Genomic DNA, 25,236 nt, shown 5'->3' on the forward strand with positions numbered 1-25,236 from the left:
ATACTTAGCCCGACCCCGGCTTCGTTGCCGGTGTACTTTTCGGATTTTATTCAGATTAACGAGTACGGAAGCAACCTCATGAAAATGCGTGCAATAGTGCTGGCCCTGGGAACAACGCTCCTGCTGAGCGGCTGTCAGAATATGGATTCTAACGGCCTGATGACCTCAGGCGCAGAAGCTTTTCAGGCTTATTCCCTGAGCGACGCGCAGGTAAAAGCGCTGAGCGACCAGGCCTGTAAAGATATGGACGGAAAAGCCACACTTGCCCCAGCTAACAGTACCTACACGCAGCGTCTGAATAAGATTGCTTCCGCGCTGGGCGATAACATCAATGGCCAGCCGGTAAACTACAAGGTTTACATGGCCAAAGACGTGAACGCTTTCGCGATGGCGAACGGTTGTATACGCGTCTATAGCGGGCTGATGGATATGATGACCGACAACGAAGTTGAAGCGGTGATCGGCCATGAAATGGGCCACGTTGCACTCGGTCACGTGAAGAAAGGGATGCAGGTTGCCTTAGGCACCAACGCCATTCGCGCAGCGGCGGCTTCAGCGGGCGGTATTGTTGGTAGCCTGTCGCAGTCTCAGCTTGGCGATGTCGGAGAAAAGCTGGTTAATTCTCAGTTCTCCCAGCGTCAGGAGTCCGAAGCGGATGACTACTCCTACGATCTGTTGCGCAAACGTGGCATTAATCCATCAGGTTTAGCCACCAGCTTCGAAAAACTGGCCAAACTGGAAGCAGGACGTCAAAGCTCAATGTTTGATGATCACCCAGCCTCAGAAGAGCGCGCGCAGCATATTCGCGACCGTATGGCCGCAGACGGAATTAAATAATTTCAGAAGGAGGCTGTTGTGCCTCCTTTTCAAAAGCACAAAAAAGCCCTCACCAGTTGGTGAGGGCTTTTACTTAACCGCTAAACTTACTCGCCTTTTTTCGCCGCCTGGATGTAAAGCATTTCCAGTGCCAGCGTCGCCGCAGCCAGAGCAGTAATTTCGGACTGATCGTAAGCCGGAGCCACTTCCACCACGTCCATCCCGACGATGTTCAGATCTTTCAGACCACGAACCAGTTTGATGGCACGGTCAGAGGTCAGGCCGCCGATCACCGGGGTACCGGTACCTGGTGCAAACGCCGGATCCAGGCAATCGATATCGAAGGTCAGGTAGACCGGCATGTCGCCCACAATCTGCTTCACCTGCGCGATGATGTCATCAACACCGCGATCGTTTACCTGGCAGGCGTCCAGCACGGTAAAGCCGTTATCTTTATCGAACTCAGTACGAATACCGATCTGCACGGAGTGGTTTGGATCGATAAGGCCTTCGTTTGGCGCGGTGAAGAACATGGTGCCGTGGTCAAACTCACAGCCGTTCGCATAAGTGTCGGTATGTGCATCAAAGTGCACCAGCGCCATTTTACCGAAGTGCTTGGCATGGGCGCGCAGCAGCGGCAGGGTCACGAAGTGGTCACCACCGAAGGAAAGCATACGCTTACCTGCTGCCAGCAGCTTCTCGGCGTGCGCCTGGAGCTTTTCGCTCATCTCACGCGCGTCGCCGAAGGCGTACACCAGGTCACCGCAGTCCACCACGTTCAGACGCTCGCGCATGTCAAAGTTCCACGGGAAGCGGTTGTGCTCCCAGGCCAGATTAGTCGATACCTGACGGATCGCCGCCGGGCCATGACGCCCACCGGCACGACCGGAGGTTGCCATATCAAATGGCACGCCAGTGATAACCCAGTCGGCATCGCTGTCGTACGGCTGGAAGTTCATCGGAAGGCGTAAAAAACCAAACGCGTTAGATACCAGAGAGTTATCGTACTGATGACCTAAAGTGCTCATGTCCTGACCTCTTTTAAAGTCGATTCATTAAAAACAGATGAAAAAAAATCCCCTCCGCGTCGTTAAACCCGACGAGGAAGGGATGGATTCGTAAATAGCATATTGGGGCGAATTATCGCCGCTAATTCATACGGGTTCAAGAGAGTATAGGGCATTGTGCGGTCTGATGCCCTCACCCCGCCCCTCTCCCATAGGGAAAGGGAGATTTACCTTACTCGTCTTCCAGGTAGGTGTACCCGTACAGACCCGCTTCAAACTCTTCCAGGAACTGCTGCTGCAATGTTTCGTCAAGACCGGTATTTTTCACCTGGTCGCGGAACTGGGTGAGCAACGTTTTCGGATCCAGCTGAACGTATTCCAGCATGTCCGCCACTGTATCCCCTTCGTCAGACAGCTCCACTTCCACGCTGCCATCCGGGAAGACAAACACGTCAACCGCTTCGGTATCACCGAACAGGTTGTGCATGTTACCGAGGATCTCCTGGTATGCCCCGACCATGAAGAAGCCCAGCATTGGCGGGTTCTCAGGGTCGTATTCCGGCATTGGCATGGTGGTCGCAATACCATCGCCATCCACGTAGTGGTCGATAGCGCCGTCGGAATCACAGGTGATGTCGAGCAGCACCGCTCGACGTTCCGGAGCATGGTTCAACCCTTCCAGCGGCAGAACCGGGAACAACTGATCGATACCCCATGCATCCGGCATCGACTGGAACAGGGAGAAGTTGACGTAAATCTTGTCCGCCATACGTTCCTGCAGCTCGTCGATAATCGGACGGTGCGCGCGGTTGCTCGGGTCGAGCTGTTTCTGCACTTCATGACACATGTTCAGATAGAGCTGTTCGGCCCACGCGCGCTCCTGCAGGCTAAAGTTACCTGAAGAGTAGCCAACATGAATATCGTGCAGATCCATCTGGCTGTCGTGCAGCCACTCGCGCAGGGAACGGCGCGTGCCCGGTTCGTGCATCTCCTGCCAGGTTTCCCACATATTTTGCAGGGAACGAGGCGCATCATCCTGCGGCGGCGTGGCTTCGGAAATTTCGCTACGCTCTACGCCGATAATGTTGGACACCAGCACAGTATGGTGCGCGGTTACTGCACGGCCGGATTCAGTGATCACCGTCGGATGCGGCAAACCGTGTTCTTCACACGCATCGCCAATCGCCCAGATGATGTTGTTAGCATATTCGTTCAGGCCGTAGTTCACAGAGCAGTCAGACTGAGAACGCGTGCCTTCATAGTCCACGCCCAGGCCGCCACCCACGTCAAAGCACTGAATATTCACGCCAAGCTTGTGCAGCTCAACGTAGAAACGCGCTGACTCACGTACGCCTGTCGCGATGTCGCGAATGTTGGCCATCTGCGAACCGAGGTGGAAGTGCAGCAGCTGAATGCTGTCCAGACGACCGCGCTCGCGCAGGATCTCCACCAGTTGCAGTACCTGGTTCGCCGCCAGGCCGAACTTGGATTTTTCGCCACCGGAGGACTGCCATTTACCAGACCCCTGAGAGGCCAGACGCGCACGCACACCGAGGCGTGGGATCACGTTCAGACGCTCGGCTTCTTCCAGCACAATAGCGATTTCGGTCATCTTCTCGATAACCAGATAGACCTTATGACCCATCTTTTCGCCAATCAGCGCCAGACGAATATATTCACGGTCTTTATAGCCGTTACAGACGATAACCGAACGGGTCATGCCCGCATGCGCCAGCACGGCCATCAGTTCTGCTTTTGAACCAGCTTCCAGGCCCAGCGGTTCGCCGGAGTGGATTAGCGATTCAATCACGCGGCGGTGCTGGTTCACCTTGATCGGGTAAACCAGGAAATAGTCGCCTTTATAACCGTAGGATTCACGCGCACGTTTGAACGCGGCGTTAATCGAACGCAAGCGGTGTTGCAGGATCTGCGGGAAGCAGAACAGTGCAGGCAAACGCTGACCCTGAGCTTCGCGGGCTTTCACCAGTTTGGCGAGATCCACGCGCGCTTCAGGGACGTCAGGGTCCGGGCAAACGCTGATGTGGCCCAGTTCGTTGACGTCGTAGTAGTTATTGCCCCACCAGGCAATATTGTAAGTGCGCAGCATCTTGCTGGCTTCCTGGGAGCTCATCGCAACCTCCTGCATAGAACGTAGTACACCCTGTTCGCCCGCTGACGAAGGCGAAAAAGAAGACATGTCGTCAGACATAGCGAACCTCAACTCTTTGTATTAAGTGTAAAACAGTTGACTACTATCGCAGCGTTATACGGCGATAACAACCCATAAACGGCTCCGTTTCCCAGCAGAGTATGCTGAAATCCAGACCGTGCGACCGGTTTCTTATTCATATCATTGTAAAACACGTATCCGAACTCTGTATGACAAGGTTCGGCGAAACCACGAGAAAACTCTTGTATTAACAAGAGCGCCCTTGTTCAGTTTTCACAAAGCGTGACCGGCCCTGGAATCCTGAGAAGCGCCGAGATGGGTATAACATCGGCAGGTTTGCAGACTAGAAATGCGGGTTGCGGGAATCAAATGCGCGCCAGAACGGCTGCGCTGAATTAGCGGAAAACGATGGTTCATTATCTCGTATCACCTCCACGGCCGCCTCTGCTGAAACGGACCACAAGCCAAAGCTAAAAGTTCACTGCTTAACCCGGCTGGAAGTGGCGACACGATGAGTTCATCGAGCGCTTTTTTGTATGAGCCGCGCGCCGCGTTTTATACCGAGAACAGGGGTAAAAAGCAAAAGATAAATGTGCGTGTTGCCAGGGCCGTCAGGAATTATTGCCAGCCGTAATTTCAACTGAGTGAGAGGTTAGTCAAAAAAAACTGGAAATCGGGTGAAGAAGTGACCTAAAATAGACGTCCAGATGTTAATCCATCTATACTGATTAACACTCATACTGCCAGTGTCAAAAACCTGCAGGCCTTGGTAGAATTATCTCCTTTGGCTAATCCACACAGCAGCTTGAGCTAACCAAATTCCTCTTAGGTGAAATAAAACATGGCAAAACACCTGTTTACGTCCGAGTCCGTATCAGAAGGACATCCTGATAAAATTGCTGACCAAATCTCCGATGCAGTGCTGGACGCGATCCTGACCCAGGATCCTAAAGCGCGCGTAGCGTGTGAAACCTATGTCAAAACCGGCATGGTTCTGGTTGGCGGTGAGATCACCACCAGCGCATGGGTTGATATCGAAGAGATCACCCGTAACACGGTGCGTGAGATCGGCTATGTGCATTCTGATATGGGCTTTGATGCCAACTCCTGTGCGGTACTGAGCGCAATTGGTAAACAGTCTCCAGACATCAACCAGGGCGTTGATCGTGCCGATCCACTGGAACAGGGCGCGGGCGACCAGGGCCTGATGTTCGGCTATGCAACCAATGAAACCGACGTGCTGATGCCAGCACCTGTGACCTACGCACACCGTCTGGTGCAGCGTCAGGCTGAAGTGCGTAAAAACGGCACCCTGCCGTGGCTGCGCCCGGATGCAAAAAGCCAGGTGACCTTCCAGTATGACGACGGCAAAATCGTCGGGATTGACGCGGTGGTTCTGTCTACCCAGCATTCCGAAGATATCGATCAGAAATCCCTGCAAGAAGCAGTGATGGAAGAGATCATCAAGCCGGTTCTGCCGACCGAATGGCTGAGCTCTGCAACCAAATTCTTCATCAACCCAACCGGACGCTTTGTTATCGGCGGCCCAATGGGTGACTGCGGTCTGACCGGTCGTAAAATCATCGTTGATACCTACGGCGGCATGGCGCGTCACGGTGGCGGTGCGTTCTCTGGTAAAGATCCATCAAAAGTTGACCGCTCTGCGGCGTATGCTGCACGTTATGTTGCGAAAAACATCGTTGCTGCAGGTCTGGCCGATCGTTGTGAGATCCAGGTGTCCTACGCTATCGGTGTAGCTGAACCAACCTCCATCATGGTTGAAACCTTCGGTACTGAGAAAGTCCCTTCAGAACAGCTGACGCTGCTGGTGCGCGAGTTCTTCGACCTGCGTCCATACGGCCTGATCCAGATGCTGGATCTGCTGCACCCAATCTACAAAGAAACCGCGGCATACGGTCACTTTGGTCGTGAACATTTCCCATGGGAAAAAACCGACAAAGCCGCTCTGCTGCGTGAAGCTGCCGGTCTGAAATAATCGACTGACAGTTGTTGTTTAAAAGGCCAGCCTTCGTGCTGGCCTTTTGCATTTTAGAGATAATGGTATCGATTACACCACACTGGATATGCCCCGATTTCAGAAAAATCTCTTTGCATGATCGCCTTTCTTCTGCTGTTACATCTCGTTTCAGTTAAGTCTGAAATGTCGTCTTTCGCGATGCGCCTCACCAAATTTTCCTCTATATTTTCAAAGCGTTAATTTTATTGACGGTTACAAGCCAGTGTAACCGATTACACCATTGTGATTTATCTCACATATTTTTGCGGGTCGCTCACCTAACCTTAATATCAATAAAACTGATAACCCAACTGGAGGGCATAATGCCTGACAATAAAAAACAGGGGCGTACGTCCAACAAGGCGATGACTTTCTTCGTCTGCTTCCTCGCAGCCCTGGCAGGATTACTCTTTGGCCTGGATATCGGCGTGATTGCCGGCGCGCTCCCCTTCATCACCGATGAGTTTCAAATAAGTGCCCACACTCAGGAATGGGTGGTGAGCTCCATGATGTTCGGTGCAGCGGTTGGTGCGGTTGGCAGCGGCTGGCTCTCGTTCAAACTGGGCCGTAAAAAAAGCCTGATGATCGGCGCTATTCTGTTCGTGGCCGGTTCACTGTTCTCGGCGGCGGCACCAAACGTAGAGGTCCTGCTGGTCTCCCGCGTGTTGCTGGGCCTCGCCGTGGGCGTTGCCTCTTATACCGCCCCGCTTTACCTGTCAGAAATCGCCCCTGAGAAAATCCGTGGCAGTATGATTTCCATGTACCAGCTGATGATCACCATCGGTATTTTGGGGGCCTACCTTTCCGATACCGCATTCAGCTACAGCGGCGCATGGCGCTGGATGCTCGGCGTGATCATCATCCCGGCAATTCTGTTGCTGATTGGTGTTTTCTTCCTGCCGGACAGCCCGCGCTGGTTTGCCGCCAAACGCCGCTTCGTTGATGCAGAACGCGTGCTGCTGCGCCTGCGTGATACCAGCGCAGAAGCGAAAAACGAGCTGGAAGAGATCCGCGAAAGCCTGAAGGTGAAACAGTCCGGCTGGGCGCTGTTTAAAGAGAACAGTAACTTCCGTCGCGCCGTATTCCTGGGCGTGTTATTGCAAGTGATGCAGCAGTTCACCGGGATGAACGTCATCATGTACTACGCGCCAAAAATCTTTGAACTGGCGGGTTACACCAACACCACCGAGCAGATGTGGGGTACCGTCATCGTGGGTCTGACCAACGTGCTGGCGACCTTTATCGCCATCGGCCTGGTTGATCGCTGGGGACGTAAGCCAACGCTGACGCTGGGCTTCCTGGTGATGGCGGCCGGTATGGGCGTCCTCGGTACAATGATGCATGTGGGTATTCACTCACCAACAGCCCAGTACTTCGCGGTAGGTATGCTGCTGATGTTTATCGTCGGGTTTGCGATGAGTGCCGGCCCGCTGATCTGGGTGCTATGCTCCGAAATTCAGCCACTGAAAGGGCGTGATTTTGGTATCACCTGCTCAACTGCGACCAACTGGGTGGCAAACATGATTGTCGGCGCAACCTTCCTGACAATGCTCAACAGTCTGGGGAATGCCAACACATTCTGGATTTACTCCGGTCTGAACCTGTTCTTTATTGTTCTGACTATCTGGCTGGTTCCAGAAACCAAACACGTTTCGCTGGAACATATAGAACGTAACCTGATGAAAGGTCGTCCGCTGCGCGAAATCGGCGCCCACGACTAATCCCCTCACGGGGAGGTGCCCCTTGCACCTCCCCGCTTCGCGTTTTATGCTCTGCCCCTATGAAAGCACCCCGTCTCCCCATTGCCATCCAGCAAGCCGTCATGCGCAGCCTGCGGGAAAAACTCGCCCAGGCGAACCTGAAGCTCGGCCGCAATTATCCTGAACCCAAACTCGTCTACCAGCAGCGTGGAACCGCAGCGGGCACAGCGTGGCTGGAGTCTTACGAGATCCGCCTTAACCCGGTGCTAATGATGGAAAACCAACAGGCGTTTATCGAGGAAGTGGTTCCGCACGAGCTGGCCCATCTTCTGGTGTGGAAACACTTTGGCCGCGTCGCGCCCCACGGAAAAGAGTGGAAATGGATGATGGAAGCCGTGCTCGGCGTTCCGGCTCGCAGAACCCATCAGTTCGAGCTCGAGTCTGTTCGCCGCAATACCTTCCCTTACCGCTGCCAGTGTCAGCAGCATCAGCTCACCGTTCGCCGTCACAATCGCGTGGTGCGCGGCGAGGCAACCTACCGCTGCGTCAAATGCGGAGAGCCGCTGATCGCGGAATAATCAGCTGAACTTTCAGGAACTTTCCTGATCTGACTGATTGCATACAGGAACAACATTCGTTACGTTGCGGGCTCGTTTTGACACGGAGTGTAAGATGTCCCGTAATTTCTCTCTCGCGGTCGCTTTTCTGGCGACGGCGCTCTCAGGCCATGCTCTGGCCGACGGTATCAACAGTTTTTCCCAGGCCAAGGCAGCAGGTGTGAAGGTGAACGCCGATGTACCGGGCGATTTCTACTGCGGCTGTAAAATTAACTGGCAGGGTAAAAAAGGGGTCGTTGACCTGGAGTCCTGCGGCTATAAAGTGCGTAAAAACGAGAATCGCGCCAGCCGCATCGAATGGGAACATGTTGTGCCAGCATGGCAGTTTGGCCACCAGCGTCAGTGCTGGCAGGATGGCGGACGTAAAAACTGCGCCAGCGACCCGGTTTATCGCCAGATGGAAAGCGATATGCATAACCTGCAACCCGCCGTGGGTGAAGTGAACGGCGACCGCGGTAATTTTATGTACAGCCAGTGGAACGGTGGCGAAGGCCAGTACGGACAGTGCGGTATGAAGGTTGATTTCAAAGAGAAAGTAGCCGAGCCCCCAGCCCGCGCGCGCGGCAGTATCGCCCGCACCTACTTCTATATGCGTGACCGTTACGACCTCAACCTTTCGCGCCAGCAAACCCAGCTGTTCAATGCATGGGACAAGCAATACCCGGTGACGGAGTGGGAATGCCAGCGTGATGAGCGTATCGCTAAAGTTCAGGGGAATCATAACCCTTATGTCCAGCGGGCTTGCCAGGCGCAAAAGAGCTAACCTACACTAGCGGCAATTCGCTTACATCGCATGACTAATGGAATTTCTGACTATGCGCATCCCTCGCATCTACCACCCTGAACTGATTACCGCAGGCTGCGAAATCGCCCTGTCTGATGAAGCCGCCAACCACGTTGGCCGCGTGCTGCGCATGGGTGCTGGCCAGGCCATACAGCTATTTGACGGCTCTAATCAGGTTTTCGACGCCGAAATCACACGCGCGGATAAGAAAAGTGTCCACGTAAATGTGCTGCGTGGCGAAGTGGATGACCGTGAATCGCCGCTGCATATTCATTTAGGCCAGGTAATGTCGCGCGGTGAAAAGATGGAATTTACCATCCAGAAATCGATTGAACTGGGTGTAAGCCTCATTACGCCACTTTTTTCTGAGCGCTGTGGCGTTAAACTGGATGCGGAACGTCTGAACAAAAAGATCCAGCAGTGGCAGAAAATCGCTATTGCGGCCTGTGAACAGAGTGGCCGCAACCGTATTCCGGAGATCCGCCCGGCGATGGATCTGGAGGACTGGTGTGCAGAAGAGGACAGTGGGCTGAAGCTCAATCTTCATCCGCGCGCCAGCGCCAGCATCAATACGCTGCCGCTGCCCGTTGAGCGCGTACGCCTGTTGATTGGCCCGGAAGGTGGCCTGTCGGCCGACGAAATTGCGATGACGGCACGTTACCAGTTTACTGATATTCTGTTGGGACCTCGCGTTCTGCGCACTGAGACAACGGCACTCACGGCCATTACCGCGCTACAGGTACGGTTTGGCGATCTGGGTTGAAGCATTAACGGAGAAGAACATGATCAAGCTCGGCATCGTGATGGACCCCATCGCAAACATCAATATCAAGAAAGATTCCAGCTTCGCAATGCTGCTGGAAGCGCAGCGTCGTGGCTATGAACTCCACTACATGGAGATGAACGATCTTTACCTGATCAACGGTGAAGCTCGCGCGCGCACCCGCATCGTTAACGTCGAGCAGAACTACGACAAATGGTATGAATTCGGCACCGAGCAGGATATTGCGCTTGCCGATCTGAACGTCATCCTGATGCGTAAAGATCCGCCGTTCGACACCGAATACATCTACTGCACCTACATTCTTGAGCGTGCCGAAGAGAAAGGCACTCTGATCGTCAACAAACCGCAGAGCCTGCGCGACTGTAACGAGAAGCTCTACACCGCCTGGTTCTCTGACCTGACGCCGGAAACCCTGGTGACCCGCAGCAAAGCGCAGCTGAAGGAATTCTGGCAGAAGCACGGCGATATCATCATGAAACCGCTGGATGGGATGGGTGGTGCGTCAATCTTCCGCGTGAAAGAAAGCGACCCGAATATTGGCGTGATTGCCGAAACGCTGACCGAACTCGGCACCCGTTACTGCATGGCCCAGAACTACCTTCCGGCCATTAAAGATGGGGATAAACGTGTTCTGGTCGTGGATGGCGAACCGGTTCCTTACTGCCTTGCACGTATTCCGCAGGGTGGAGAAACCCGTGGCAACCTGGCGGCAGGTGGCCGCGGCGAGCCGCGTCCATTGACAGAAAGCGACTGGGAAATTGCCCGCCGTGTCGGCCCGACGCTTAAAGCCAAAGGTCTGATTTTTGTGGGTCTGGATATCATTGGCGACCGCCTGACCGAAGTGAACGTTACCAGCCCGACCTGCATTCGTGAAATCGAAGCGGAATTCCCGATTTCGATTACCGGAATGCTGATGGACGCGATCGAGAAACGTATCCAGAAATAACTTACTAATACTATTAGTGACAGCCCCACAGTTTGTCCGCATACTGGGTGCTGTCGCTTTTTAAACCAGGAAACAGTACCTCTGACAATGAATTTACAGCATCACTTTCTTATTGCCATGCCTGCTCTCCAGGATCCGATTTTTCGCCGCGCCGTGGTTTATATTTGCGAATACAACGAAGACGGTGCGATGGGTATCATCATCAACAAACCGCTGGAAAACCTCCAGGTTGAGGGGATTCTGGAAAAGCTGAAAATTTCGGCTGAAGCGCGCCTGCCGGAAATCCGGCTTGATAAACCGGTGATGCTGGGCGGACCGCTTGCAGAAGATCGTGGTTTTATCCTGCACACGCCGCCTGAGTTCTCTTCCAGTATTCGAATCTCTGATAATACCGTCATCACAACCTCACGCGACGTGCTCGAAACGCTGGGAACTGCAGAGCAGCCTTCTGAAGTACTGGTGGCGCTGGGCTACTCGTCATGGGAAAAAGGTCAGCTTGAGCAAGAGCTTCTCGATAACGCCTGGCTTACGGCACCTGCGGACATGAATATCCTGTTTAAAACCCCTATCGCCGATCGCTGGCGTGAGGCGGCGAAACTGATTGGCATTGATATTCTGACCATGCCTGGCGTAGCGGGGCATGCCTGATGAGTGGAACACTTCTGGCCTTCGATTTTGGTACGAAAAGCATCGGTGTCGCCGTGGGTCAGCGCATCACGGGCACTGCCCGTCCGCTAACGGCTCTGAAGGCCAACGACGGCACGCCTGACTGGAATCTGATTGAGCGTCTGCTCAAAGAGTGGCAGCCGGATGATGTTATCGTTGGACTACCGCTGAATATGGATGGTACAGAGCAGCCACTGACCGCCCGGGCGCGGAAGTTTGCCAATAAAATCCATGGCCGCTTCGGCGTTTCTGTAAAGCTTCACGACGAGCGTCTTAGCACTGTCGAAGCGCGTGCGGGTCTTTTTGAGCACGGGGGCTTCCGGGCGCTCAACAAAGGCAGCGTAGATTCTGCTTCTGCCGTCATCATTCTCGAAAGCTATTTCGAACAGGGCTACTGAGCACAGGGAGCCTGAAGTCGCCCCTGTGCCCGCCTCTCTGCCAGGCTCTGGTCAAAGTTCTGCATCCCCGTTTGTTGACCGGTTTGAATGATGCCGGGCAATTGCCATGTTTTTCCTTCACGAATGAGATTCGCCGCGGCAGCGGTATTCACCAGTAGCTCATACAGCGCCACGCGCCCACCCTGTAAATCAGGGAGTAGCTTTTGCGCCAGCACCGCCCGCAGGCTGCCGGCCAGTTGATTACGCACCGGATCTTTCTCCTGAGCCGGGAACGTATCGACCAGCCGTTCAATCGCCTGGGATGCACCGCGCGTATGCAATGTTGCCAGCACCAGATGCCCGGTTTCAGCCGCCGTCAGCGCCAGGCGGATCGTTTCGCTGTCGCGCAGTTCCCCCAGCAGAATAATGTCAGGATCCTCGCGTAACGCGCTACGTAGCGCCTCGGCGAATGACGGACTGTGCTGGCCAATTTCTCGCTGCTGTATCAGGCAGCGTTCACTCTGGTACATAAACTCCACCGGATCTTCGAGCGTCAGGATATGGCCGTCAGTATTGCGGTTGAGAAAATCGACCATCGCCGCCAGCGTGGTGGATTTGCCGCTGCCGGTTGCCCCCGTGACCAGAATCAATCCGTTGTCGTTCGTTAGCAGTTCCGGCACAGCCCGTGGTACCCCCAGCGAAGAGAGTTGCGGACAGCTTCGCGGCAACAGCCGTAGCGTCACAGAGACCCCTTTCATCTGTTTAAAGGCACTACCGCGCAAACGCTGGCCTCCTGCAATGGTTACGGCAAAATCCACTTGTCCGTTTGCCCACCATGCTCCTTGCTGTTCATCGTTGAGCCACGCTTTTAGCAGTGACTCAACATCAGGGGGCGGAAACGGTGCCGGTTCAAGACGGCCTAATCTGCGCCATCGGGGTGGTGAATCACTGCACAGGTGTAGATCGGAGACGTTATGCTTTACACTAAGGGCCACAATTTCTTCCACATCCATAGACTACTCCTCGGAAAATGAACGACATTGCGCATAACCTGGCACAGGTCCGGGACAAAATCTCAGCTGCAGCAACACGTTGCGGCCGTGCTTCAGAAGAAATTACGTTACTTGCAGTCAGCAAAACTAAGCCTGCGAGCGCCATCGCAGAAGCAATTGATGCTGGCCAGCGGGCGTTTGGCGAAAACTATGTGCAGGAAGGCGTGGATAAAATTCGCGACTTCCAGGAACAGGGGGTTACGGATCTGCAATGGCACTTTATTGGTCCACTGCAGTCGAACAAAAGCCGACTGGTCGCTGAACACTTCGACTGGTGTCATACCATTGACCGTCTGCGCATCGCTACCCGCCTGAACGAGCAGCGTCCGGCTGAAATGTCCGCTCTTAATGTGCTGATTCAGGTCAACATCAGTGACGAAAACAGCAAGTCCGGCATTACTCTGGACGAACTGGATGCGCTGGCGGCTGAAGTCGCCGCATTGCCGCGTTTAACCCTGCGTGGGCTGATGGCAATACCGGCGCCTGAGTCAAGTTATGAAAGGCAGTTTGCCGTGGCACAGCAAATGGCTGTAGCATTTGAGGCGCTTAAATCGCGCTATCAAACGGTAGACACGCTTTCTCTGGGCATGTCGGATGATATGGAAGCCGCCATCGCGGCAGGCAGCACTATGGTGCGCATCGGTACGGCAATTTTCGGTGCGCGCGACTACTCAAAATAATAAGGAAACCTGAGGAACGCCATGAAGACGTTGACTTTCCTGCTCTCAACGGTCATTGAGCTGTATACGATGGCGCTTTTGCTGCGCGTCTGGATGCAGTGGGCCCGTGTTGATTTTTACAACCCATTCTCGCAGTTTGTCGTGAAAATCACGCAGCCTGTTGTCGGACCGCTGCGTCGTATTATCCCGGCAATGGGTCCCATCGACAGCGCTTCTGTGCTGGTGGCGTTTATTCTGAGCATTATCAAAGCGATTGTGCTGTTTATGGTCATCACCTTCCAGCCGATTATCTGGATTGCAGCGGTATTGATTCTGATTAAAACCGTCGGTCTGCTGATCTTCTGGGTGCTGCTGGTCATGGCAATCATGAGCTGGGTGAGCCAGGGTCGTAGCCCGGTGGAGTACGCGCTGATGCAACTGGCCGAACCTCTGCTGCGCCCGATCCGTAACCTGCTTCCGTCTATGGGCGGCATCGATTTTTCCCCAATGATCCTGGTTCTGCTGCTCTACGTGATCAACATGGGCATCGCAGAGCTGTTACAGTCCACGGGCGATATGCTGCTGCCGGGGCTGTGGATGGCGCTATGAGCGCAGTAAGCACCTGCGCTGACGGGCTGGTTTTGCGGCTGTATATTCAGCCGAAAGCCAGCCGCGACAGTATTGTTGGACTGCATGGCGACGAGTTAAAAGTCGCCATCACTGCCCCACCCGTTGACGGCCAGGCGAACGCGCATTTGACCAAATATCTGGCAAAACAGTTTCGCGTGGCGAAAAGCCAGGTCATCATCGAAAAAGGCGAACTTGGGCGGCATAAACAGGTAAAAATCCTCAACCCGCAATCTATCCCGACGGAAGTCGCGGCTCTGACAGAACAGGACTAAACCATGCAGAAAGTTGTTCTCGCGACCGGTAATGCCGGTAAAGTACGCGAGCTGGCCTCGCTATTAAATGATTTTGGGCTGGATGTGGTTGCCCAGACCGAACTCGGTGTTGATTCCGCCGAAGAGACAGGCCTGACGTTTATCGAAAACGCGATCCTGAAAGCGCGCCATGCCTCGCAGATAACGGGCCTGCCCGCAATTGCCGATGATTCCGGTCTTGCCGTGGATTTTCTCGGTGGCGCGCCGGGGATCTACTCCGCGCGCTATTCTGGCGTAGATGCAACCGACCAGCAGAATCTGGAAAAGCTGCTTGTTGCACTGAAAGATGTGCCTGCCGAACAGCGTACCGCGCAGTTCCACTGTGTGCTGGTGTATATGCGTCATGCGGAAGACCCAACCCCCATCGTCTGCCACGGTAGCTGGCCGGGTGTGATTACCCGTGAAGCAGCAGGCAATGGCGGCTTTGGTTATGACCCGATTTTCTTTGTCCCGTCTGAGGGTAAAACCGCGGCGGAACTGACCCGTGAAGAGAAAAGCGCGATATCCCACCGTGGACGCGCACTGAAATTGTTACTGGAAGCGTTACGTAATGGCTAATTTGCCACCTCTGAGTCTTTATATTCACATCCCGTGGTGCGTGCAGAAATGTCCGTACTGCGATTTCAACTCGCACGCGCTGAAAGGTGAAGTGCCACACGATGACTACGTTGCACATCTGCTGGCCGACCTGGATACCGATGTACCTTACGCACAGGGACGTGAAGTTAAGACCATTTTTATTGGTGGCGGTACACCGAGCCTGCTGTCAGGTCCGGCGATGCAAACGCTGCTGGACGGCGTGCGTGCTCGCCTGAACCTGGCAGCTGATGCTGAAATCACGATGGAAGCCAACCCCGGCACTGTTGAGGCTGACCGTTTTGTCGATTATCAACGTGCGGGCGTTAACCGTATCTCCATCGGCGTGCAGAGCTTTAGCGAACCGAAGTTAAAACGTCTGGGGCGCATTCACGGCCCGGAAGAGGCGAAGCGTGCGGCAAAGCTGGCGACAGGCCTGGGCCTGCGCAGCTTTAACCTTGATTTGATGCACGGCCTGCCGGACCAGTCGCTGGACGAGGCGCTGGACGATTTACGCCAGGCGATTGAGCTGAACCCACCGCATCTTTCTTGGTACCAGCTCACCATTGAGCCAAACACGCTGTTTGGTTCCCGCCCTCCGGTACTGCCGGATGACGACGCGCTGTGGGATATCTTCGAGCAGGGCCATCAGCTTCTGACCGCTGCGGGCTACCAGCAGTATGAAACGTCCGCGTACGCGAAGCCGGGCTACCAGTGTCAGCACAACCTGAACTACTGGCGCTTTGGCGACTATCTGGGGATTGGCTGCGGCGCTCACGGTAAAGTGACGTTCCCGGACGGGCGTATTCTGCGTACGGCCAAAACCCGCCACCCGCGCGGGTATATGGAAGGCCGCTACCTGGAGCGTCAGCACGACGTCGAGGCGGCGGATAAGCCGTTTGAGTTCTTTATGAACCGCTTCCGCCTGCTGGAAGCCGCGCCGCGTAAAGAGTTCGAACTCTACACCGGCCTGTCGGAAGCGGTGATTCGTCCGCAGATTGACGAAGCGCTGGCGCAGGGGTATCTGACCGAGTGTGATGAATACTGGCAAATCACCGAGCACGGCAAACTGTTCTTAAACTCTCTTCTTGAGCTGTTCCTCGCTGAAGATCCCTGAAGGCTGATTCAGGATTTTGCATCCCGTTCTGCCAGCTGAGGGAAAGGCTGGCAGAGTGTGGGGATGGAAAAATCAAAACAACTTCGTAAACAAATGACGCCCGAAGAATTACGCCTCTGGTATTTGCTTCGAGGTCGTCGTTTCTTTGGGTATAAGTTTCGCCGCCAGATGCCGATTGGCGCGTATATCGTCGATTTTGCCTGCTTTAAGGCGAAACTGATTATTGAGCTGGATGGGGGGCAACATCAGGACGAAGAGGCCTACGATCAGCTGCGGACTGCGTATTTGAAAACTAACGGTTGGGAGGTTGTGCGGTTCTGGAATAATGAATTTCGCGTTAACGAAGAAGAAGTGTTAAATATCATTCTTCAACGACTGCAATGCCTGATGCCCTCACCCTAACCCTCTCCCCTGGGGAGAGGGAACTCTTACTCCCTCTCCCCAGGGGAGAGATACCGTCTTGCCGGTTATCCGGCAAGCGGTATTTCAGCATTAAATTCATGCCCGGATTTCACCACACCATAAGCCAGTTGCAGTAATTTCCTCATTCCGGCACATACTCGTTCTTTTCCTGTCTTTCCCCGGGCTGCAAGCCTGTCCATCAGGTTTTTCACCACCTCATTGCATCTTCCTGCCACAATCGCTGGCATATACAGTGCGCTGCGTAGCTCTGCATGGCCCACTTTCGACAGCCTGCTTTTTCCTTTCCACATCCCTGACTCACAACGACGCGGATTCAGACCGGCGTATGCCACCAGAGCTTTGCTGTCGCTGAACCGTCGCAGGTTACCTGCGAACGCCAGCAGGCTCACACTCAGCATGTCTCCTATTCCGGGGATACTCTTCAGTAGCTCCCGGTCCCGCTTCAGATCCGGGTTGTCATCGATGTGCCGGTTGATTTTCTTGTGCGTTTCTTCAATCAGTTCCTCCAGCATCGCAACGTGTTCATTCAGGGAAGGAACAATGACTTCATCCGCTGCTTCAAGACGATTTATCTCCATCTGACGCATCTCTTCCAGGTTACGCAGGTGGCGCACCAGAGCTGTCAGTTGCCGTTCGCTCAGCGGAGCAGGATGCCAGGGGGCGGGCTGATGCAGGGCGCAGTAGCGTGCTATCAGCGCCGCGTCGCTTTTGTCCGTTTTATTGCGGGTCAGTTCAGTGCTTGCGAACGCATGGATACGTGCCGGGTTTTCAAGGCTGACGCAGCAGCCATTATCGGCCAGCAGGGTGGCCAGTTCAGTGCTGTAGCAACCTGTTGCTTCCATGCAGACGTGGCAGTCGCCAAAACGTGCCAGCCAGTTCAGGAATTCACGGCATCCGGCAGACGTATTAGAGAATTTTTTGGTTTTGTACTTCTGATTTGGCAGCAGGACAGCAACATCAAATTTGAGTTTGGCAATATCAACGCCGACAGGGACAAGATTCATCATGGCACTCCGTAACCTTATGAATAATATCGCCGGACCATCCTTATATGTGGGTGCTCAGGGCACAGGATACCGTTCGGTCTTGAGGCGACAGGGAAACGGGTTACCGGGGCATAATCTCTCCCGCGGGCTCAGGGGCGCCAGGGCCGGGTGATGCTCACCGGTAACCTCCCGATGATCAATCGGGGATCTTCTCCGCCGGAGCAGAGAAGATCAATACATAAGGGCCGGGGTGAGGGGCCCAGCGCGCAGAGATCTTACTTCAACGTCCCCACCAGCGCCTTCCGACTATCTTCCAGCGACACCACGCGTTTACACACGTCTTTGCCGAACTGCTGGAAATCATCTTCCTGGTTCTTCCACTCGTTCTGAATTGAGGTCTGCAGACCGCCCAGACTGCCCAGCACGCCCTGAAGCGGGTTACCGCCGCCCTTCAGCACCGCTTTAGCACCCATCTCGTTGATACTGTCCTGCAGAATGCCGCCCATCGCCTGGTTCACCAGTTGCTGCCCGTCAGCACGGACCTGATCAATCGCTTTGTAGTGGAACGTCAGGCCGTCGGTGCGATGCTCAATAATACGGTTCATCTGCTCTTTCAGCTGTTTATCGAGCTTTGTCAGGCGGGAGCGCATATTACTGCTCTCACCCACTTCTTTGGTAATGATCTTGTCCAGCGCAACGCGACTTTTCTCAACGCGTGTCAGAGCGCCCTGGTCAATCCACGGCAGCGCGGTACGCAAATCGGACTGGTAGTCTTTCGCCTGCTCACGCTGCGCGGCAGTCAGGTTGTACACCTTGCCATTAAACGTCACGTTACCATCCGGCGTAATCACCAGATCGCCATTTTCGCCTTTGACCTGCACGGTTTGCGGGCTTAACACCACGTCATCACGCGGGGTGACGCTACATTTGTAATCCGCATGGGCGGTGAATCCGGTTGCCATCAAAGCAACAGCCAGCAACGTTTTGCGCATCTTAAACACTCCCTCAGACAAAATGGGCCAGCTAATGCTGGCCCTTGACTTCTTTATTAGTCCCACCAAACGTCGAAAAGTTCGCTGACGCGGACATCTTCCAGTTTGTGGTCCTCAAGCCATTTGCGTACCAGAGCCTGATGTTCTTCGGTGCATTTACCCACTTCCTGGGTGCAGATCAGACCTTCCCATGCCAGGTAGCCGCTACCGTCGAAGGCCAGTTTGTTAGGTTCGATCACGTCATTGATGAACGCATCTACGTCCTGATCGATCTGTTCTACACTGGTGCCTTCCGGGAAACGCCACGCAACGGAGAAACCCACTTCCTGGAATTCTTCGATGTGCATTTTTTTACGCAGACGACGGCTACGATTCTTTGCCATTATTTCACCCTCTCGAACATTAAGTCCCATACACCGTGGCCAAGACGATGGCCACGCTGTTCAAATTTCGTTACCGGACGCGAATCCGGACGCGGTACATAGTCATTGCTTTCAGACTGGTTTTTATACCCGTCCAGCGAAGACATTACTTCCAGCATATGTTCCGCATAAGGTTCCCAGTCGGTCGCCATGTGGAAGACACCGCCCAGTTTTAACTTACTTTTCAGCAGCTCCGCAAACGGAGCCTGAACGATACGGCGTTTATTATGACGTGCTTTGTGCCATGGATCAGGGAAAAAGAGCTGAACCATGTTCAAAGAATTGTCAGGAATCATTTTGTGCAGCACTTCCACCGCGTCGTGACACATCACGCGCAGGTTCTCAACGCCCTCTTCATGAGCCGTTGCCAGGCATGCACCTACGCCAGGCGAGTGTACTTCAATGCCGAGGAAGTTCTGCTCAGGGCGGGCTTTGGCCATGGCCACCAGCGAGGTCCCCATACCAAAACCAATCTCAAGCGTCACAGGCGCTTCGCGGCCAAACAGCTCGGCAAAATCGACAGGCTGTTCTGTGAACTCAACGCCCATCACCGGCCAGTAGTTGTCCAGCGCATGTTGCTGCCCTTTAGTCAGGCGACCCTGACGGCGGACAAAGCTGCGAATACGGCGCAGCGGGCGACCGTTTTCATCAAATTCCGGTGAAATGACGTCGTTTTTCATAAAAGAGTTGTCTGCTTGTGAGAATGTTCGGGAAACGGGCATTATCCAAAGTTAAGGCTTCTATGCAAGCATGGGAAAGATCCGGTTTACAGCAGATTGACGCTGTGCTGCAATCTGCGTCCCTGATTATGCGAATCGATGACCATGCAAGCCTCTCAATTTTCAGCCCAGGTGCTGGACTGGTACGACAAATACGGGCGTAAAACCCTGCCCTGGCAAATTGAAAAAACGCCTTACAAAGTATGGCTCTCCGAGGTGATGTTGCAACAAACGCAGGTCGCCACGGTGATTCCTTATTTTGAGCGTTTTATGGCGCGTTTCCCGACGGTGACCGATCTGGCCAATGCGCCGCTGGACGAAGTGCTACACCTGTGGACGGGGCTTGGCTATTACGCCCGCGCACGCAACCTTCACAAGGCCGCACAGCAGGTCGCGACGCGCCACAACGGACAATTCCCGGAAAGCTTCGACGAAGTGGCAGATTTGCCTGGCGTCGGGCGCTCAACCGCGGGCGCCATTCTTTCGTTGTCACTCGGCAAACATTTCCCGATCCTCGACGGCAACGTAAAACGCGTACTGGCACGCTGCTATGCCGTCGATGGCTGGCCAGGGAAGAAGGAAGTTGAAAAACGGCTCTGGGAGATCAGTGAAGACGTGACCCCAGCCAAAGGCGTTGAGCGTTTTAACCAGGCGATGATGGATCTCGGCGCAATGGTCTGCACGCGCTCGAAACCGAAATGCGAACTCTGCCCGGTCAATAATCTCTGCGTGGCGTATGCCAACCATTCATGGGCGCAGTATCCGGGCAAGAAACCTAAGCAGACGCTGCCGGAGCGCACGGGCTATATGTTGTTGATGCAACACGGCGACGAAGTCTTCCTCGCCCAGCGTCCACCGAGCGGTTTGTGGGGTGGTCTGTACTGTTTCCCACAGTTTGAAGATGAAGATTTGCTGCGCGAATGGCTTAAAAAGCGCGGGATTGCTGCCGATAATCTGACGCAACTGACCGCGTTTCGCCACACCTTTAGCCATTTCCATCTGGATATTGTTCCGATGTGGCTTCCCGTGTCCTCATTCACCTCATGCATGGATGAAGGCACTGCTCTCTGGTATAACTTAGCGCAACCGCCATCAGTCGGGCTGGCGGCTCCCGTGGAGCGCCTGTTACAGCAATTACGTGCCGGTGCAATGGTTTAGCATCGGCTAAAAAAGAGGAATGAGTATGGCCAGAACGATTTTTTGTACTTTCCTGCAGCGTGACGCTGAAGGCCAGGACTTCCAGCTTTATCCGGGCGATCTGGGTAAGCGCATTTATAACGAAATCTCCAAAGAAGCCTGGGGACAGTGGCAGAAAAAACAGACCATGCTGATCAACGAGAAAAAACTCAGCATGATGAACCCGGAACACCGCAAGCTGCTGGAGCAGGAGATGGTGAGCTTCCTGTTTGAAGGCAAAGACGTACACATCGAAGGCTATACGCCGCCGGAAAAATAACAGCGCGCGGGGATGCCCCCGCCGTTAAAGCAAACACAACACGCACTCCCGGAATGATGAAAAAACTTTTAGCGCTAGCCCTTGTTGCGCCGTTGCTTGTCTCGTGTTCGTCAAAAAAAGGCGAAGATTACAACGAAGCCTGGATCAAGGACACCAACGGTTTTGACATTTTGATGGGGCAGTTTGCCCACAACATCGAGAATATATGGGGATTTAACGAAGTTCTTATTGCCGGACCTAAGGACTACGTTAAGTACACCGACGCTTATCTGACCCGTAGCCACATCAACTTTGATGAAGGTACGATCACGATAGAGACCATCGCAGGTACGGATCCGGCGGCACGGTTAAGGCAGGCAATTATCAAAACCCTGCTGATGGGTGACGATCCAGGCTCTATCGATCTCTACTCCGATGCCGACGATATTACGATCTCGAAAGAGCCGTTCCTGTACGGTCAGGTGGTCGATCAGACCGGACAGCCAATCCGCTGGGAAGGTCGCGCCACAAAATTTGCTGACTATCTGCTGCAGACCCGTCTGAAAAGCCGCTCAAACGGCCTGAAGATTATCTACAGCGTCACCATCAACCTCGTCCCGAACCACCTCGACAAGCGTGCGCATAAATACCTGGGAATGGTGCGTCAGGCCTCACGTAAATATGGTGTGGATGAGTCGCTGATCCTGGCGATCATGCAAACGGAATCTTCGTTTAACCCATACGCAGTAAGTCGTTCCGATGCTCTGGGGCTGATGCAGGTTGTGCAACACAGCGCCGGTAAAGATGTCTTCCGTGCTCAGGGTAAATCCGGTACGCCAAGCCGCGGCTATCTGTTCGATCCACAGAGCAACATTGATACCGGTACGGCTTATCTGGCGATGCTCAACAATGTGTACCTGGGCGGAATTGATAACCCGACATCACGTCGTTATGCGGTGATTACTGCGTATAACGGTGGTGCGGGCAGCGTGCTGCGCGTGTTCTCGAATGACAAGGTTCAGGCCGCAAACATCATCAACAGCATGGCACCGGGGGATGTCTACTCAACCCTCACCACTCGCCACCCGTCTGCGGAATCCCGCCGCTATCTGTATAAGGTGAATACGGCACAGAAAAACTACCGCCGCCGTTGATCAACACACCTTCTCCTAAACGGAGAAGGTGTTCTGTTTCCCCCACCCATACGAAAATGTTATTTGCATCACAATCCAAACTGCAAATTAATGTGGATTGCATTTTTTTGCGGGAGGTAACAAAACATATCGTTGCCAACTGATAGAATTGCATCAAATAACAACCCTGAATGTTCCCAAAACAACATATCTCCCACTCACTTGTGAGGAAAGTAACATGAACCTTAAGCTGCAGCTTAAAATATTGTCGTTTCTGCAGTTCTGCCTGTGGGGTAGCTGGCTGACTACGCTCGGCTCCTATATGTTTGTGACGCTCAAGTTCGATGGCGCGTCAATCGGTGCCGTATACAGCTCGCTCGGTATTGCGGCTGTTTTCATGCCAACGCTGCTGGGTATCGTGGCGGATAAGTGGTTAAGTGCGAAATGGCTGTACATGCTTTGCCATCTGGTAGGCGCGGGGACGCTGTTTATGGCAGCCCAGGTAACCACGCCGGGGGCGATGTTCATGGTGATCCTGCTTAACTCGCTGGCCTACATGCCAACGCTTGGGCTGATCAACACCATCTCCTACTACCGCCTGAAATCCAATGATATGGATATCGTGACCGATTTCCCGCCAATCCGTATCTGGGGCACCATCGGCTTTATTATGGCGATGTGGGGCGTGAGCTTCGCAGGCTTCGAACTGAGCCATATGCAGCTCTATATCGGTGCAGCGCTCTCCGTGGTGCTGGCGATCTTCACCCTGACGCTGCCGCATATTCCGGTCTCAAACCAGCAGAAAAACCAGAGCTGGAGTACCATGCTCGGCCTGGACGCGTTCGCGCTGTTCAAAAACAAACGCATGGCGATCTTCTTTATCTTCTCCATGCTGCTGGGAGCTGAGCTGCAGATCACCAACATGTTTGGCAACACCTTCCTGCACAGCTTCGATAACAACCCGCTGTTCTCTGGCAGCTTTATCGTTGAACATGCGTCAGTGATGATGTCCATCTCTCAGATCTCTGAGACGCTGTTCATCCTGACCATCCCGTTCTTCCTGAGCCGCTACGGCATCAAGAACGTGATGCTTATCAGTATCGCGGCGTGGATGTTGCGCTTCGGTCTGTTCGCCTATGGCGACCCAAGCCCGTTCGGTACCGTGCTGCTGGTTCTGTCGATGATTGTTTACGGCTGTGCCTTCGACTTCTTCAACATCTCCGGTTCGGTGTTTGTGGAAAAAGAGGTGAAGCCTGAAATCCGCGCCAGTGCGCAGGGCATGTTCCTGATGATGACCAACGGCTTCGGCTGTATTCTGGGCGGTGTGGTGAGCGGTAAAGTGGTTGAGATGTATACCACTAACGGCATCACCAACTGGCAGCCAGTGTGGCTCATCTTCGCAGCATATTCGCTGGTGCTGTTCTTCGCGTTCATCGCGCTGTTCAAGTACAAGCACGTCCGCGAAGCACACGGTACACAGCCGATAGCGCATTGATTGTTGTGCCCGGTGGCGCTGCGCTTACCGGGCCTACAAAACCAGACCGTAGGCCGGGTAAGGCGAAGCCGCCACCCGGCTATTTTATTGCAGAGAGCACCCACCCCACCGACAGTAAATCCGCGCTCCCCCCCGGACTCAGATTGCGTTCAATCAATGCCTTATCCATTCTAAGCAACGCCTCGCGATCCCAGCCGTTAGCCAGTAATTCGCGCGCATATCCCTGTACATAGCGCAGCCCCTCAATGCCGCCGCGTGACACCAGATTGCTGTCCTGATTGACTGCCATCAGGCGTAACAGCAGGCCGTGAAGTGAATGTCCGTTCCATTGCGCCAGCGCTTTACGCACCGTAGCAAAGCCGCTTTCTGCCTCACCGCGCGCGCCGGTTAAACCATACTGCTGAAACTGACGCTCTCCCGCCGTCGCCTGTCCGCTGCGGGCGACCAGCTCCCGCGACACCATCCCACTGCAGATGTTACTTACCTCACAGCAGAGGCTTTCTAGGGAGACATTTTTCACACGTCCGGCGGCATAGCACAGTAAACCCAGGGCAAAAATTCCGCCTTTGTGCGTGTTCACCCCGTTCGTCGCGGCGTACATCGCCTGCTCGCAGGCCATTCCCATTGGGCGAATAATCCGTAACTGATCATCTGCGGGCCTATCTGCATGCGCGTTACCGAGTTCTGCAAAGCGCGAAAACCACGGCGTAATCGCCGCAATACTGCGGACAAACAGCGCGTGGTCCATATCGCGATGGGAACCATTATTGAGTTTGTCCACCAGCCCCGGCTTGGGCGTCAGTTCCAGCTCCTGCCACAACGCCGCTTCGGCAAGCGCAGGCACGTCAGCCCGGCGCGGTTTAGTCGCGAGCAAACCAGTCATCGATCATCTTCTCCACGCGAGAAACCACCTGTTCAACGGGATGGTTACGCGAACGGGAACAGGCGTGGGCCGGTTCATCGCAAATCAAACAGCGCCTGAGATTGGTTCCCAGCGACTGGCGCCCGACATGGCCGTGCTGAGGGCAGATCACGTCCAGATCCCACAGCCTGCCGAGCGGGTGCGTTTGCTCCAGCTCCGCACAGTGCGCTTTGATTTCCACCGCCGGATGGGCCACACACCAAAGCGCTTCGGGCCCGGTTGGCAACCACAGCACCTGGCGGTCGAGCACCTGCCAGCGGTTTTCCCACAGCAGTTGATCGCACATCTGTAATGCCACGCCCATGGTATTGCGATAGCGCAGGCTGTCTTTAATTTTTCCTGGCGTAACCAACGTGAGGGAAATCACCGGTTGTTGATAGTGCGTAAGCCAGTCAGCCTGACGCGCTGCGCGGCACTCTTTCGCCGCCAGCAGTTCGTCCAGGCTGACACCCGCCCGCACGGGTGTCGCTAAAGTCATAA

Annotated in this window: 29 protein-coding genes; 19 read left to right on the forward strand and 10 right to left on the reverse strand. The window is 54.3% G+C overall.

What is annotated here, in order from left to right:
- Positions 1-78 precede the first annotated feature (78 nt).
- The gene (locus ACLHV9_RS20530) at positions 79-837 is read left to right on the forward strand and encodes a M48 family metallopeptidase (RefSeq protein ID WP_021242066.1); all 759 of its coding nucleotides are present in this window, start codon (positions 79-81) and stop codon (positions 835-837) included.
- An 86-nt stretch (positions 838-923) separates the two neighbouring features.
- Here the strand turns inward: ACLHV9_RS20530 and speB are convergent, their stop codons facing one another.
- From speB to yqgB, 3 genes are all read right to left on the reverse strand, one after another.
- Positions 924-1,844: an agmatinase gene (speB, locus tag ACLHV9_RS20535; RefSeq protein ID WP_025757725.1), complete on the reverse strand. Its 921-nt coding sequence runs from the start codon at positions 1,842-1,844 to the stop codon at positions 924-926.
- A gap of 211 nt (positions 1,845-2,055) precedes the next feature.
- Positions 2,056-4,032, reverse strand: coding sequence for a biosynthetic arginine decarboxylase (gene speA, locus ACLHV9_RS20540; protein WP_028016973.1), 1,977 nt, complete (start codon positions 4,030-4,032; stop codon positions 2,056-2,058).
- An 8-nt stretch (positions 4,033-4,040) separates the two neighbouring features.
- Positions 4,041-4,172, reverse strand: coding sequence for an acid stress response protein YqgB (gene yqgB, locus ACLHV9_RS20545; RefSeq protein WP_127312443.1), 132 nt, complete (start codon positions 4,170-4,172; stop codon positions 4,041-4,043).
- Positions 4,173-4,834: 662 nt separating this feature from the next.
- Here yqgB and metK point away from each other — a divergent pair.
- The 8 genes from metK to ruvX all read left to right on the forward strand — a co-directional run bounded on the left by metK (position 4,835) and on the right by ruvX (position 11,905).
- Positions 4,835-5,989, forward strand: a complete 1,155-nt coding sequence (gene metK, locus ACLHV9_RS20550) for a methionine adenosyltransferase (RefSeq protein ID WP_028016974.1) — start codon at positions 4,835-4,837, stop codon at positions 5,987-5,989.
- 344 nt (positions 5,990-6,333) lie between these two features.
- Entirely contained in the window at positions 6,334-7,731 is a 1,398-nt protein-coding gene (galP, locus tag ACLHV9_RS20555; RefSeq protein WP_028018377.1) for a galactose/proton symporter, read from the forward strand.
- Between the two features lie 59 nt (positions 7,732-7,790).
- Complete coding sequence (locus ACLHV9_RS20560) at positions 7,791-8,288, forward strand: SprT family zinc-dependent metalloprotease (RefSeq protein ID WP_028014364.1); 498 nt, start codon at positions 7,791-7,793, stop codon at positions 8,286-8,288.
- Between the two features lie 94 nt (positions 8,289-8,382).
- The gene (endA, locus tag ACLHV9_RS20565; RefSeq protein ID WP_407221032.1) at positions 8,383-9,090 is read left to right on the forward strand and encodes a deoxyribonuclease I; all 708 of its coding nucleotides are present in this window, start codon (positions 8,383-8,385) and stop codon (positions 9,088-9,090) included.
- Positions 9,091-9,142: 52 nt separating this feature from the next.
- Entirely contained in the window at positions 9,143-9,874 is a 732-nt protein-coding gene (gene rsmE / locus ACLHV9_RS20570) for a 16S rRNA (uracil(1498)-N(3))-methyltransferase (protein ID WP_134707921.1), read from the forward strand.
- A gap of 19 nt (positions 9,875-9,893) precedes the next feature.
- Positions 9,894-10,841 carry a glutathione synthase gene (gshB, locus tag ACLHV9_RS20575; RefSeq protein ID WP_028018380.1) on the forward strand — a complete coding sequence of 316 codons (948 nt, stop codon included), beginning with the start codon at positions 9,894-9,896 and terminating at the stop codon, positions 10,839-10,841.
- An 87-nt stretch (positions 10,842-10,928) separates the two neighbouring features.
- A complete protein-coding gene (locus ACLHV9_RS20580) occupies positions 10,929-11,489 on the forward strand; it encodes a YqgE/AlgH family protein (RefSeq protein WP_028018381.1) in 561 nt (186 codons plus the stop codon).
- Entirely contained in the window at positions 11,489-11,905 is a 417-nt protein-coding gene (gene ruvX, locus ACLHV9_RS20585) for a Holliday junction resolvase RuvX (protein WP_006811925.1), read from the forward strand. The genes ACLHV9_RS20580 and ruvX overlap by 1 nt, the downstream gene beginning before the upstream one ends.
- On the opposite strand, the gene ACLHV9_RS20590 is transcribed toward ruvX, so the two are convergent.
- Positions 11,899-12,897, reverse strand: coding sequence for a type IV pilus twitching motility protein PilT (locus tag ACLHV9_RS20590; RefSeq protein WP_128347280.1), 999 nt, complete (start codon positions 12,895-12,897; stop codon positions 11,899-11,901). The genes ruvX and ACLHV9_RS20590 overlap by 7 nt on opposite strands.
- A gap of 17 nt (positions 12,898-12,914) precedes the next feature.
- Here ACLHV9_RS20590 and ACLHV9_RS20595 point away from each other — a divergent pair, with 17 nt between their 5' ends.
- The 6 genes from ACLHV9_RS20595 to ACLHV9_RS20620 all read left to right on the forward strand — a co-directional run bounded on the left by ACLHV9_RS20595 (position 12,915) and on the right by ACLHV9_RS20620 (position 16,631).
- Positions 12,915-13,616 carry a YggS family pyridoxal phosphate-dependent enzyme gene (locus ACLHV9_RS20595; protein WP_128347279.1) on the forward strand — a complete coding sequence of 234 codons (702 nt, stop codon included), beginning with the start codon at positions 12,915-12,917 and terminating at the stop codon, positions 13,614-13,616.
- A 21-nt stretch (positions 13,617-13,637) separates the two neighbouring features.
- Positions 13,638-14,204 (forward strand): YggT family protein, encoded by a 567-nt coding sequence (locus ACLHV9_RS20600; protein ID WP_028018384.1) that lies wholly within the window; start codon positions 13,638-13,640, stop codon positions 14,202-14,204.
- Entirely contained in the window at positions 14,201-14,497 is a 297-nt protein-coding gene (gene yggU / locus ACLHV9_RS20605; protein ID WP_014885193.1) for a DUF167 family protein YggU, read from the forward strand. The genes ACLHV9_RS20600 and yggU overlap by 4 nt, the downstream gene beginning before the upstream one ends.
- Positions 14,498-14,500: 3 nt before the next feature.
- Positions 14,501-15,094, forward strand: a complete 594-nt coding sequence (locus ACLHV9_RS20610) for an XTP/dITP diphosphatase (RefSeq protein WP_028018386.1) — start codon at positions 14,501-14,503, stop codon at positions 15,092-15,094.
- Entirely contained in the window at positions 15,087-16,229 is a 1,143-nt protein-coding gene (hemW, locus tag ACLHV9_RS20615; RefSeq protein WP_407221033.1) for a radical SAM family heme chaperone HemW, read from the forward strand. Before ACLHV9_RS20610 ends, hemW begins: the two co-directional genes overlap by 8 nt.
- 63 nt (positions 16,230-16,292) lie before the next feature.
- Positions 16,293-16,631: an endonuclease domain-containing protein gene (locus tag ACLHV9_RS20620; RefSeq protein ID WP_028018388.1), complete on the forward strand. Its 339-nt coding sequence runs from the start codon at positions 16,293-16,295 to the stop codon at positions 16,629-16,631.
- A 65-nt stretch (positions 16,632-16,696) separates the two neighbouring features.
- On the opposite strand, the gene ACLHV9_RS20625 is transcribed toward ACLHV9_RS20620, so the two are convergent.
- The 4 genes from ACLHV9_RS20625 to trmB all read right to left on the reverse strand — a co-directional run bounded on the left by ACLHV9_RS20625 (position 16,697) and on the right by trmB (position 19,732).
- On the reverse strand, positions 16,697-17,659 hold the full coding sequence (locus ACLHV9_RS20625) for an IS110 family transposase (protein ID WP_407220067.1): 963 nt from the start codon (positions 17,657-17,659) through the stop codon (positions 16,697-16,699).
- 254 nt (positions 17,660-17,913) lie between these two features.
- Positions 17,914-18,630 (reverse strand): DUF2884 domain-containing protein, encoded by a 717-nt coding sequence (locus tag ACLHV9_RS20630; RefSeq protein ID WP_028018389.1) that lies wholly within the window; start codon positions 18,628-18,630, stop codon positions 17,914-17,916.
- Between the two features lie 56 nt (positions 18,631-18,686).
- Positions 18,687-19,013: a YggL family protein gene (locus tag ACLHV9_RS20635; protein WP_014885198.1), complete on the reverse strand. Its 327-nt coding sequence runs from the start codon at positions 19,011-19,013 to the stop codon at positions 18,687-18,689.
- Entirely contained in the window at positions 19,013-19,732 is a 720-nt protein-coding gene (gene trmB / locus ACLHV9_RS20640; protein ID WP_049004955.1) for a tRNA (guanosine(46)-N7)-methyltransferase TrmB, read from the reverse strand. Before trmB ends, ACLHV9_RS20635 begins: the two co-directional genes overlap by 1 nt.
- A 144-nt stretch (positions 19,733-19,876) precedes the next feature.
- Between trmB and mutY the strand changes: the two genes are divergently transcribed.
- The 4 genes from mutY (at position 19,877) to ACLHV9_RS20660 (ending at position 23,834) form a co-directional block, all read left to right on the forward strand.
- Positions 19,877-20,929, forward strand: coding sequence for an A/G-specific adenine glycosylase (gene mutY / locus ACLHV9_RS20645; protein ID WP_407221034.1), 1,053 nt, complete (start codon positions 19,877-19,879; stop codon positions 20,927-20,929).
- A 25-nt stretch (positions 20,930-20,954) separates the two neighbouring features.
- On the forward strand, positions 20,955-21,227 hold the full coding sequence (locus ACLHV9_RS20650; RefSeq protein ID WP_023309138.1) for an oxidative damage protection protein: 273 nt from the start codon (positions 20,955-20,957) through the stop codon (positions 21,225-21,227).
- A gap of 56 nt (positions 21,228-21,283) precedes the next feature.
- Positions 21,284-22,360 (forward strand): membrane-bound lytic murein transglycosylase MltC, encoded by a 1,077-nt coding sequence (mltC, locus tag ACLHV9_RS20655; protein WP_028018392.1) that lies wholly within the window; start codon positions 21,284-21,286, stop codon positions 22,358-22,360.
- 217 nt (positions 22,361-22,577) lie between these two features.
- The gene (locus ACLHV9_RS20660; protein ID WP_028018393.1) at positions 22,578-23,834 is read left to right on the forward strand and encodes a nucleoside permease; all 1,257 of its coding nucleotides are present in this window, start codon (positions 22,578-22,580) and stop codon (positions 23,832-23,834) included.
- 79 nt (positions 23,835-23,913) lie between these two features.
- Here ACLHV9_RS20660 and citG read toward each other — a convergent pair whose 3' ends face one another.
- Both citG and citX read right to left on the reverse strand, forming a co-directional pair.
- Complete coding sequence (gene citG / locus ACLHV9_RS20665; RefSeq protein ID WP_407221035.1) at positions 23,914-24,717, reverse strand: triphosphoribosyl-dephospho-CoA synthase CitG; 804 nt, start codon at positions 24,715-24,717, stop codon at positions 23,914-23,916.
- On the reverse strand, positions 24,695-25,234 hold the full coding sequence (gene citX, locus ACLHV9_RS20670) for a citrate lyase holo-[acyl-carrier protein] synthase (RefSeq protein WP_028018395.1): 540 nt from the start codon (positions 25,232-25,234) through the stop codon (positions 24,695-24,697). The genes citG and citX overlap by 23 nt, the downstream gene beginning before the upstream one ends.
- Positions 25,235-25,236: the final 2 nt, after the last annotated feature.

The sequence above is a fragment of the Enterobacter sp. CPE_E890 genome (assembly GCF_046521475.1).
GTDB classification, from domain to species: Bacteria; Pseudomonadota; Gammaproteobacteria; order Enterobacterales; family Enterobacteriaceae; genus Enterobacter; species Enterobacter adelaidei.

Bases quoted from the DNA above. Each gene is read 5' to 3' on its own strand.
- ACLHV9_RS20635 (WP_014885198.1), bottom strand. From the start codon at position 19,013: ATGGCAAAGAATCGTAGCCGTCGTCTGCGTAAAAAAATGCACATCGAA.
- trmB (WP_049004955.1), bottom strand. From the start codon at position 19,732: ATGAAAAACGACGTCATTTCACCGGAATTTGATGAAAACGGTCGCCCG.
- ACLHV9_RS20595 (WP_128347279.1), top strand. From the start codon at position 12,915: ATGAACGACATTGCGCATAACCTGGCACAGGTCCGGGACAAAATCTCA.
- gshB (WP_028018380.1), top strand. From the start codon at position 9,894: ATGATCAAGCTCGGCATCGTGATGGACCCCATCGCAAACATCAATATC.
- hemW (WP_407221033.1), top strand. From the start codon at position 15,087: ATGGCTAATTTGCCACCTCTGAGTCTTTATATTCACATCCCGTGGTGC.
- yggU (WP_014885193.1), top strand. From the start codon at position 14,201: ATGAGCGCAGTAAGCACCTGCGCTGACGGGCTGGTTTTGCGGCTGTAT.
- ACLHV9_RS20660 (WP_028018393.1), top strand. From the start codon at position 22,578: ATGAACCTTAAGCTGCAGCTTAAAATATTGTCGTTTCTGCAGTTCTGC.
- ACLHV9_RS20650 (WP_023309138.1), top strand. From the start codon at position 20,955: ATGGCCAGAACGATTTTTTGTACTTTCCTGCAGCGTGACGCTGAAGGC.
- endA (WP_407221032.1), top strand. From the start codon at position 8,383: ATGTCCCGTAATTTCTCTCTCGCGGTCGCTTTTCTGGCGACGGCGCTC.
- ruvX (WP_006811925.1), top strand. From the start codon at position 11,489: ATGAGTGGAACACTTCTGGCCTTCGATTTTGGTACGAAAAGCATCGGT.
- speB (WP_025757725.1), bottom strand. From the start codon at position 1,844: ATGAGCACTTTAGGTCATCAGTACGATAACTCTCTGGTATCTAACGCG.
- ACLHV9_RS20625 (WP_407220067.1), bottom strand. From the start codon at position 17,659: ATGATGAATCTTGTCCCTGTCGGCGTTGATATTGCCAAACTCAAATTT.
- ACLHV9_RS20610 (WP_028018386.1), top strand. From the start codon at position 14,501: ATGCAGAAAGTTGTTCTCGCGACCGGTAATGCCGGTAAAGTACGCGAG.
- rsmE (WP_134707921.1), top strand. From the start codon at position 9,143: ATGCGCATCCCTCGCATCTACCACCCTGAACTGATTACCGCAGGCTGC.
- citG (WP_407221035.1), bottom strand. From the start codon at position 24,717: ATGACTGGTTTGCTCGCGACTAAACCGCGCCGGGCTGACGTGCCTGCG.
- metK (WP_028016974.1), top strand. From the start codon at position 4,835: ATGGCAAAACACCTGTTTACGTCCGAGTCCGTATCAGAAGGACATCCT.
- ACLHV9_RS20620 (WP_028018388.1), top strand. From the start codon at position 16,293: ATGGAAAAATCAAAACAACTTCGTAAACAAATGACGCCCGAAGAATTA.
- speA (WP_028016973.1), bottom strand. From the start codon at position 4,032: ATGTCTGACGACATGTCTTCTTTTTCGCCTTCGTCAGCGGGCGAACAG.
- ACLHV9_RS20530 (WP_021242066.1), top strand. From the start codon at position 79: ATGAAAATGCGTGCAATAGTGCTGGCCCTGGGAACAACGCTCCTGCTG.
- ACLHV9_RS20580 (WP_028018381.1), top strand. From the start codon at position 10,929: ATGAATTTACAGCATCACTTTCTTATTGCCATGCCTGCTCTCCAGGAT.
- ACLHV9_RS20630 (WP_028018389.1), bottom strand. From the start codon at position 18,630: ATGCGCAAAACGTTGCTGGCTGTTGCTTTGATGGCAACCGGATTCACC.
- galP (WP_028018377.1), top strand. From the start codon at position 6,334: ATGCCTGACAATAAAAAACAGGGGCGTACGTCCAACAAGGCGATGACT.
- citX (WP_028018395.1), bottom strand. From the start codon at position 25,234: ATGACTTTAGCGACACCCGTGCGGGCGGGTGTCAGCCTGGACGAACTG.
- yqgB (WP_127312443.1), bottom strand. From the start codon at position 4,172: ATGAATAAGAAACCGGTCGCACGGTCTGGATTTCAGCATACTCTGCTG.
- mltC (WP_028018392.1), top strand. From the start codon at position 21,284: ATGAAAAAACTTTTAGCGCTAGCCCTTGTTGCGCCGTTGCTTGTCTCG.
- mutY (WP_407221034.1), top strand. From the start codon at position 19,877: ATGCAAGCCTCTCAATTTTCAGCCCAGGTGCTGGACTGGTACGACAAA.
- ACLHV9_RS20590 (WP_128347280.1), bottom strand. From the start codon at position 12,897: ATGGATGTGGAAGAAATTGTGGCCCTTAGTGTAAAGCATAACGTCTCC.
- ACLHV9_RS20600 (WP_028018384.1), top strand. From the start codon at position 13,638: ATGAAGACGTTGACTTTCCTGCTCTCAACGGTCATTGAGCTGTATACG.
- ACLHV9_RS20560 (WP_028014364.1), top strand. From the start codon at position 7,791: ATGAAAGCACCCCGTCTCCCCATTGCCATCCAGCAAGCCGTCATGCGC.